Here is an 8,373-nt window from a genome sequence, read left to right on the forward strand (position 1 = left end):
GTGCTGCACCGCGACCCGCAGCGCTTCGACCTGCTGTACCGCTCGCTCTGGCGGCTCGTCCACGAGCCTGAGCTCAAGAACGACCCCGGCGACGAGGACCTCGCCCGCTTGCGGCAGATGGCCCAGGCGGTGCGGCGCGACATCCAGAAGATGAAGGCGCGCATCGAATTCCACCCGCTCGTGATCCGCGGCGTCGCGGTGCCGGTGGCCTGGTACGAGCCGGCGCACTACATCTGCGAGGAGGTCGGCATCTGGCTCGCCCGGCGCGACCCGGAGGGCTGCTGGATGCTGCTCACGCCCGACCGCAGCATGCGCTGGGACGGCGAGCACCTGCTCAGCGCGCCGGCCCTGGCGCCCGCGGAGCACGGGCAACCCATGACGGACGACGAGCGGGCGCGGGCGCTGGAGGCGCTGCCCTGGGTCTGATCAGAGCGAGGGCCGCGAAGGCAGGCCCAGGTCGCTGGAAAAACTGAAGTCGCTGCGGGTGCGCTTCCATTCGGCGCTGGAGTCGCCGATCAGCTGGCGGCAGCGCAGGAACAGGCTGTCCAGCGTCGCATCCTGCCGGTCGCGGATGTTGTGGTAGCGCGGATCGGCATAGTGCGGCCGCAGGTGCGCCGAATGCGTCATGCGCAGGATGTTCTCCTCCCACAGGTACTGCATCAGCTCGCGGTGCGTCTGCAGCAGTTGCAGCATAAGGCCGGCGAGCTCGGGAAAGTGCTCGTCCTTCAGTTGCACGGCCTGGGCGAGCGCGGCCGGGATGCCGCTTTCCTCCGGGTTCTGGTGCAGCAGCGGCTCGTCGCGGTGCCAGTCGATCCAGGCCGTGTAGGCCTTGAGGCAGTCGATCAGGCGGTAGCCGGCAGCGCGCCGGCGGGCCAGCCGGCGCCGGTGGTCCGAACGCATCCGCCACAGCACGGCGGTGACGGCGAGCGCGAGCCCTCCCAGCACGAACTGGAAGAGGAAGCCGGGGTCGGACAGCAGGCGCACGGCATGCTCGCGGAGGGCCGCTCCTTCAGGGTTGCGGGGGTGCACCGGAATTGTCCCCTGCCGCCTCGGCGGCCCTTGTCGGGCGCGCCCGGCGGCGGCGCGGAAACGATGGCCGGCGCTTGATACAGGTCAGTATGCATGAGGAAGTGCGCGGCCATGATGGGGCGCTTCAAGAATCCCCCTGCCGCCCGTCATGAATTTCGAGCCCTCGCCGCGCGCCCGCGAATGGCTCGCCCGGCTGGAGACCTTCCTGGACCGCTTCGTCCTGCCTTGCAACGCGGCCTGGCAGGCCGCGGCCGCGCGCGGCGAGCACCCCGGCTTCGTCGCCGAGCTGCGCGCGCTGGCGCGCGAGGAGGGGCTGTGGAACCTGTGCCTGCCGGCGCTGCCGCGCGAGGCGCCGGGCACCGCGCTGTCGCACCAGGATTACGCGCCGCTCGCGGAGGCGATGGGGCGGCTGCCGTGGGCCGCGGAGGTGTTCAACTGCAATGCGCCCGACAGCGGCAACATGGAGCTGCTGTTGCGCTCGGCCACGCCGGCGCAGCGCGCGCGCTGGCTGGCACCGCTGCTGGCCGGCGAGATCCGCTCCGCATTCGCGATGTCGGAGCCCGATGTCGCTTCCTCGGACCCGACCAACCTGCAGACGCAGGTGCGGCGCGAAGGCGGTGACTTGGTGGTGAGCGGGCGCAAGTGGTTCGTCACCGGCGTCGCGCATCCGGACTGCCGGCTGCTGATCGTCGTCTGCCGCAACGCCGATGCCGCCGAAGGCGAGCGGCACCGCGCGCATTCGCTGGTGCTGGTGCCGATGGACGCGCCCGGCGTCGAGGTGGTGCGCAACATCGCCATCCTCCAGCACGCGGCGCCGGAAGGCCATTGCGAGCTGGTGCTGCGGCAGGTGCGCGTGCCGGCGGAGAACCTGCTGGGCGAATGGGGCGAGGGCTTCGCGCTGGCGCAGGCGCGGCTCGGCCCGGGCCGGGTGCACCACTGCATGCGCACCATCGGCCAGTGCGAGCTGGCGCTGGCGCTGGCCTGCGACCGCGCGCTGGAGCGGCGCGCCTTCGGCAAGCCGCTGGCGCAGCAGGCCAACGTGCAGGAGTGGCTGGCCGATTCGCGCATCGAGACCGACATGGCGCGGCTGCTGGTGCTGCGCACCGCGTGGGCGCTGGACCAGCCGCAGCCGCCGGCCGACCTGCGCGAGCAGATCGCCGCCATCAAGGTGGCGGCGGCGCGGCTGCAGGTGCGGGTGGTGGATCGCGCGATCCAGGTCTTCGGCGCCATGGGCCTGTCGCCCGACACGCCGCTGGCGTGGCTGTTCACGTGGGGCCGCGCGCTGCGGATCATGGACGGGCCCGACGAAGTGCACCTGCGCACCATCGCGCGCAGCGAGTTGCGGCGCGCCGGGGAGCAGAGGGGGAAGTGGGCGGACTACTTCACCACGCCGGAGCAGATGCAGGCGCCGGTGCGGATCCGGTGAGGGCGCCTCGACGCGGCGCCGTGCCGCTTCGCTGCGCTCGCGGATCGCTGGGCTTCGGCGCACTTCGTGCGCGCTCAGCTCCAGCCTACGCTGCAGGCGCGTGCAGGCGCGTGCAGGCGCGTGCAGGCGCGGTCGGCTCGCGCCCGTCCCCGTTCGGCTGGCGCCGGTCCCTTCGGCTGGCTCCGGTCGCTTCGGCTGGCTCCGGTCGCTTCGTCTGGCTCCGGTCGCTTCGGCTGGCTCCGGTCCCGTAGAAGGCTGGCGCTGGATCGACAGCAAAAGCCCAGCGATGCGCCGGAATCCGGTAGGCTGGCGCTGGATCGACAGCGAAAGCCCAGCGATGCGCCGGAATCCGGTAGGCTGGCGCTGGAGCGATAGCGAAAGCCCAGCGATGCGCGAGCGCAGCGTAGCGCCCGACGGCGCTAGTGATACCCCTCGCCGTGCTTCAACTTCCCCCGGAACAACCAGAACACCAGCACCGTGTACGCCAGGATCATCGGGATCAGCAGCGCCGCCCCGATCAGGTAGAACACCTGCGTGCCCGGATGCGAAGCCGCCTGCCAGATCGTGATCGACGGCGGCACGATGTACGGGATGCTGGAGATCACCAGGCCGAGGAACGCCAGCAGGAAGATCGCCACCGCCATCGCGAACGGCAGGATCGCCTGCCCGCGCCGGATGCCGCGCCAGCAAAGCCACGCGAACAGCAGCGTGGCCACCGGGATCTGGGCCAGGAAGAAGATGTTCGGCACGCCGAACCAGCGCTCCGCGATGCGCGGCGACATCAGCGGCGTCCAGATGCTCACGGCGACGATGAACGCCATCAGCGCGGCCAGCAGCGGCAACGCCAGCCGGCGCGCCTTCTCCTCCACCGGGCCGCTGGTCTTGAGCATCAGCCAGGTCGCGCCCAGCAGCGTGTAGCCGACCACCACCGCCGCGCCGCACATCACGCTGAAGGGCGACAGCCACGACAAGGGATGGCCAGCGAACTCCTGGTTCTGCACCGGGATGCCCTGCACGATGCCGCCCAGGACCAGGCCCTGCGCGAAGGCGCCGAGCGTGGAGCCGACCGCGAACGACCAGTCCCAGGCCCGGTGCCGCGGCTTGGCGACCCAGCGGAACTCGAACGCGACGCCGCGGAAGATCAGCGCCAGCAGCAGCACCAGCACCGGGATGTACATGGCCGGCAGGATCACGGCGAAGGCCTTCGGAAACGCCGTCCAGAGCGTGACCCCGCCCAGCACCAGCCAGGTCTCGTTGCCGTCCCAGAACGGCGCCACCGAGTTCATCACCAGGTCGCGCTCGTCCTCGCGCGGGTAGAAGAAGAACAGCATGCCGATGCCGAGGTCGAAGCCATCGAGCACGACGTACAGCACCACGGCCAGCCCCAGCAGCAGGGCCATGATGACGGGCAGGGTCTCCTCCAGGCCGGTCATGAAGGGGTGGCCTCCCGCGCGTCCGGCTGGCCGCCCGCCAGCGGCCGGTTCGGCAAGGTGTCCGGGCCCGGCATCTGCGCCTCGGGGCCCTTGCCGATCATGCGATGGATGTAGCGGATGCCGATCGAGAACACGACGAAGTACACCAGCACGAACAGCGTGAGCGAGATCGCCACCTGCACCGCCGTGACGGGCGAGGTGGCGTCGGCCGTGCGCAGGATGCCCCAGGCGATCCAGGGCTGGCGCCCGACCTCGGTGACGATCCAGCCGGCGATCAGCGCCACGAAGCCGACCGGCCAGCACACCCGCAGCAGCCGCAGGAAGCCGCGCCGCTGCGCGATCCGGCCGCGCCACAGCAGCCACACGCCCCACCAGCCGAGCGCGATCATCGCCACGCCCAGGCCCACCATCAGCCGGAACGCGAAGAACACCGGCGCCACCGGCGGACGCTCCTCGCGCGGGAACTCGCGCAGGCCGCGGAAGCGGCCGTTCCACTCGTGCGTGAGGATCAGGCTGCCCAGATGCGGCACGGCCAGCTCGAACCGGTTGCGCTCCTGCTGCATGTCGGGCCAGGCGAACAGGACCAGGGCCACCGGTCCCGTGTCTTCCCAGTGCGCCTCGATCGCGGCCACCTTGGCCGGCTGGTGCTCCAGCGTGTTCAGGCCATGCAGGTCGCCCACCGCGGCCTGCAGCGGCGCCAGCAGCGCCAGCATGCCCAGGCCCATGCGCAGCATCGTCATCGCCTCGCGCGTGCAGCGGCCCGCCATCAGGTAGCGGGCGCCGCTCGCCGCCACCACCATGGAGGTGGTGATGTAGGTGGCGATCATCATGTGGGCGAAGCGGTAGGGGAAGCTGGGATTGAAGATCACGTGGAACCAGCTCACCGGATACGCGATGCCGTCGCGCAGCTCGTGGCCGGCCGGCGTCTGCATCCAGCTGTTGGCCGCCAGGATCCAGAAGCCCGAAAGCGCCGTGCCCAGCGCGACGAAGATCGAAGCCATGGTGTGCAGCCAGGGCGGGAAGCGGTTCCAGCCGAACAGCATCACGCCGAGGAAGCTCGCCTCCAGGAAGAAGGCCGTCAGCACCTCGTAGCTGAAGAGCGGCGCCAGCGTGTTGCCCACCACCTCGCCGAAGCGGCTCCAGTTGGTGCCGATCTGGTACTCCATGACGATGCCGGAGACCACGCCCATCGCGAACGAGACCGCGAAGATCTTGGTCCAGAAGCGCGCCAGGAGGTGGAAGTGGGCCGAGCCCGTCCACAGCCACAGCACTTCCAGCGTGGCGATGAAGGCCGACAGCCCGATCGAGAACGCCGGGAAGACGATGTGGAACGCGATCGTGAAGGCGAACTGGATCCGCGCCAGCAGGACCGCGTCGATGCCGAACACTGTTTCCATGGAACCCCGGTGCGCAAGGGCCGGGGCAGTGTAGCGGCGGCAGCCCGATCTAGGTGCCGCAGCAGCCCGGTGCGCAGCAGGAAGCCTGGTCGGCCTGGGTGCTCGACTTGGGTTCGATGCGGGCTGTCGAGGCGCCCGCAGGCTTGGTCGCGCGCACGAACCCGCTCACGAACTTGCCGTCCACCTGGGCCGCCAGCTGCCGGACTTCCTCGCCTTCCTGCGCGAGGAAGTCCCGCGCGTCCTCGGCGGAATAGACCCGCGTGACCTCGATGGCGGCCTGCTCGAAGCCGGCGGCACGCACCTTCGCCAGGTACTCGTCGTGCGAGAGGGCGCCGGCGACGCACCCGATCCAGAGGTTCATGCTGCGACGGATGGATTCGGGAACTTCCCCGCGAACGACGACGTCCGAGACGGCGAAGCGTCCGCCCGGCTTGAGCACGCGGAAGGCTTCGCGCAACACCCGGTCCTTGTCGGCGGACAGGTTGATCACGCAGTTGGAGATGATCACGTCCACGGAGTTGTCCGGCAGCGGGATGTGCTCGATCTCGCCCTTGAGGAACTGCACGTTCTTCAGGCCGCTCCTGCGCTTGTTCTCCTGCGCCAGGGCGAGCATTTCGTCCGTCATGTCGAGGCCGAAGGCAAAGCCCCCGGGGCCCACGCGCCGCGCGGACAGCAGCACGTCGATCCCGCCGCCCGATCCGAGGTCGAGGACGGTTTCGCCGGGGCGGAGCTCCGCCAGCGCCGTCGGGTTGCCGCAACCCAGCGAGGCCAGCAGCGCCTGCTCGGGCACGCCCGCCGCCTGGCTGGCGTCGTACAGGTTCGACGTGATCGGATCCACCGCATCCAGCGCGGCCCCCTTGCCGCCGCAACAGGCGTTGCGGTCCCCGCGCGCCACCCGCTGCGCCGCGGCGCCGTAGCGCTCCCGCACGACCTGCTTGACGTTTTCACCCGAGTCCATGCGCTTCTCCTGTGTTGGTTGGCTGGCCGGCGCCCCGCCAGTTCCCGCAGTATTGCGCCCGGCCTGCCGTGCCGCCGAAGACGCTGCTACGCCGCCCCGCGGCGGCGCATCATGTCCTCGCTCATCGCAGCGCGGGCCGGCTCGTCCAGCAGGGGCTGCGCGGCGGGGTAGGCGATCTCTTCCTCGGCGCGGATGTGGTCGTCGTAGAGGCCGGCGAAGGCGTCGAGCCGCGCCTCGTCCTCGGGCGAGAGCCGCTGCAGCTCGCCCTGGGCGACCAGCACCAGCACCTCGCGCGCGGTGGTCCAGCGCGCTTCCATCTGCAGGTGGTCCTGCTGCAGCCGCCGCACGACATCCTGCACGCGCGCGTCGCCTCGCTCCAGCAGCGGCGGGAACACGTGCAACTCCTCGTCCATGTGGTGCTGCGGCGCGGCCTGGTCGAAGTAGCGCATCACGTCGCGCGCGGCCTGCTGGCCCTGCACGTCGTTGCCGTTGTCGCGCAGGTGCGCGCGCAGCCGCGCCAGCAGGGCCAGCATGCGGTGCACGCGCTGGTGGCAGGCCTCCAGCATCTCGAAAGGCTGTTCGAAACCGGCCGCCGGCGTGGGCACCAGCGACTGCAGGGAGATCGGTTGCGTCATGGCTTGAGCTCGCTGACGTAGCGGTCGGGCGTGGCGCGCACGCGGTTGCGGCGCTGGCCCTCGATGGTGCCGACACTGACGAAGCACAGCGCCTCCTCGTCGGCGCCGAGCGCGAACAACTCGCGGAACACGCGCGAGTGCAGGGCCTTGCCGCTGGTCAGCGCCGAGCCGAAGCCGAGCGCCGTGGCCATCAGCAGCATGTTCTGGATCGCGCAGCCGGCGGAGACGAGGCGCTGCTGCGGCGGGATCTCGGCGTCCTGGTCGCGCAGCCGGGCGATGGCCAGCAGCAGCAGCGGCGAGCGGAAGGCCTTGTCGCGCGCCTTGGCGCATTGTTCCGGCGTGGCATCGGGGTCGCGCTCGCGCAGCGCGGCCTCGAAGGCCTGCGCCAGCGCGGGCCGCGCGGCGGCCGGAATGACCACGAAGCGCCAGGGCACCAGGTCGTGGTGGTCCGGCGCGGCGGAGGCGGCGAGCAGGATCGCGCGCTGCTGCTCCGCGTCCGGTCCGGGCTCGGCCAGGCCGGCCGGCAGCACGGTGCGCCGGCCGTGAATGAGCGCGGCGGCCCATTCGCCGGCAAGTGCCGCGTCCGGCGCCGCGCTCACCCGCAGGCTCCCACGTGGCCGCACGAGGTGCAGAAGTCGCAGCCGTCCTTGCGGATCATGGCGTGCGCGCCGCACTCGGGGCACTTGCTGCCGGCCATGGTGGAGGGCGCGGCGGAGACCACCGGCGGCGCCGGCGGAGTCGCGAGCGCGGCCACCGGTTCGCCGTTGCGGCGGGCGATGATGTTCTGCACCGCATAGGCGATCGCCGCCACCTCGGAGTCGTGCCACATCGGCACCGAGGTGCCGTCGGCCTTGGAGTAGGTGCCCAGGCGCACGGGGCCGCGGTCCCAGGCGACCTTGCGCATGTCGGTCAGCGCGCGCTCCAGGAAGCCGCCGCGCGCGGCCAGCGACAGCAGCCGGAAGCTGGCGGTGATCCATTGCTGCGACTCGCCGCTCTGGCCCACCGGCATGAAGAACTCGATCGCGCGCTCGCGGCCGTCTTCCAGCGGCAGGAAGGAGACGACGATGTAGAGCGTCTGCCGGCCCTGCTGGGTCCAGTATTCGACCTTCTCCGCCACCGCCGAGAGCTGGCCATTGGGCCGGCGCGCGATCACCGCGCGCATCGGGTCCACCTTGGGCTCGGTGGCCTGCTCCTGCTGCGCCTTCGCCTCCGGCGTGGTGGAGAGCACCGAGCCGAGGATCTCGTTGGGGCGGTAGGTCGCCAGGCCCTTGAGGCCGGCGCGCCAGGCTTCCAGGTACAGGCCCTGGAAGTCCTCGTAGGGATACTCCGCCGGCACGTTGACCGTCTTGGAGATCGCGGTGTCGACGAAGGGCTGCACCGCCTCCATCATCGCCAGGTGGTCCGCCGCCGGCATCTCCAGCGCGGAGACGAAGTAGGGCGGCAGCTTGGACGTATCGCCGCCGAGCGAGCGGAACAGGCGCCAGGCGTGGTCCTC

At 71.0% G+C, this 8,373-nt stretch carries 8 protein-coding genes and 1 pseudogene; 2 read left to right on the top strand and 7 right to left on the bottom strand.

All coding sequences use genetic code 11. The features are described from left to right. On the top strand, nucleotides 1-426 hold a 426-nt coding region (locus VFM98_RS08065; RefSeq protein WP_325109398.1), incomplete at its 5' end, for a DUF4130 domain-containing protein. Here VFM98_RS08065 and VFM98_RS08070 read toward each other — a convergent pair. Further along, nucleotides 427-984, bottom strand: a complete 558-nt coding sequence (locus tag VFM98_RS08070) for a hypothetical protein (RefSeq protein ID WP_325109399.1) — start codon at nucleotides 982-984, stop codon at nucleotides 427-429. Between the two features lie 193 nt (nucleotides 985-1,177). Between VFM98_RS08070 and VFM98_RS08075 the strand changes: the two genes are divergently transcribed. Then, nucleotides 1,178-2,455, top strand: coding sequence for an acyl-CoA dehydrogenase family protein (locus tag VFM98_RS08075; RefSeq protein WP_325109400.1), 1,278 nt, complete (start codon nucleotides 1,178-1,180; stop codon nucleotides 2,453-2,455). A gap of 419 nt (nucleotides 2,456-2,874) precedes the next feature. Here the strand turns inward: VFM98_RS08075 and cydB are convergent, their stop codons facing one another. The 6 genes and pseudogenes from cydB to VFM98_RS08105 all read right to left on the bottom strand — a co-directional run. Beyond that, nucleotides 2,875-3,888 carry a cytochrome d ubiquinol oxidase subunit II gene (gene cydB, locus VFM98_RS08080; protein WP_325109401.1) on the bottom strand — a complete coding sequence of 338 codons (1,014 nt, stop codon included), beginning with the start codon at nucleotides 3,886-3,888 and terminating at the stop codon, nucleotides 2,875-2,877. Next, nucleotides 3,885-5,285 (bottom strand): cytochrome ubiquinol oxidase subunit I, encoded by a 1,401-nt coding sequence (locus VFM98_RS08085; RefSeq protein ID WP_325109402.1) that lies wholly within the window; start codon nucleotides 5,283-5,285, stop codon nucleotides 3,885-3,887. The genes cydB and VFM98_RS08085 overlap by 4 nt, the downstream gene beginning before the upstream one ends. A gap of 49 nt (nucleotides 5,286-5,334) precedes the next feature. Continuing rightward, nucleotides 5,335-6,243 carry an arsenite methyltransferase gene (locus VFM98_RS08090; protein WP_325109403.1) on the bottom strand — a complete coding sequence of 303 codons (909 nt, stop codon included), beginning with the start codon at nucleotides 6,241-6,243 and terminating at the stop codon, nucleotides 5,335-5,337. An 86-nt stretch (nucleotides 6,244-6,329) separates the two neighbouring features. Further along, nucleotides 6,330-6,878, bottom strand: coding sequence for a hemerythrin domain-containing protein (locus tag VFM98_RS08095; RefSeq protein ID WP_325109404.1), 549 nt, complete (start codon nucleotides 6,876-6,878; stop codon nucleotides 6,330-6,332). Beyond that, on the bottom strand, nucleotides 6,875-7,477 hold the full coding sequence (locus VFM98_RS08100; RefSeq protein WP_325109405.1) for a nitroreductase family protein: 603 nt from the start codon (nucleotides 7,475-7,477) through the stop codon (nucleotides 6,875-6,877). The genes VFM98_RS08095 and VFM98_RS08100 overlap by 4 nt, the downstream gene beginning before the upstream one ends. Next, nucleotides 7,474-8,373: pseudogene (locus VFM98_RS08105) on the bottom strand (ribonucleoside-diphosphate reductase, adenosylcobalamin-dependent); the annotation flags it as partial. The gene VFM98_RS08100 and the pseudogene VFM98_RS08105, both read right to left, overlap by 4 nt.

This window comes from Ramlibacter sp. (assembly GCF_035706265.1).
In the GTDB taxonomy this organism is placed as follows: domain Bacteria; phylum Pseudomonadota; class Gammaproteobacteria; order Burkholderiales; family Burkholderiaceae_C; genus Ramlibacter.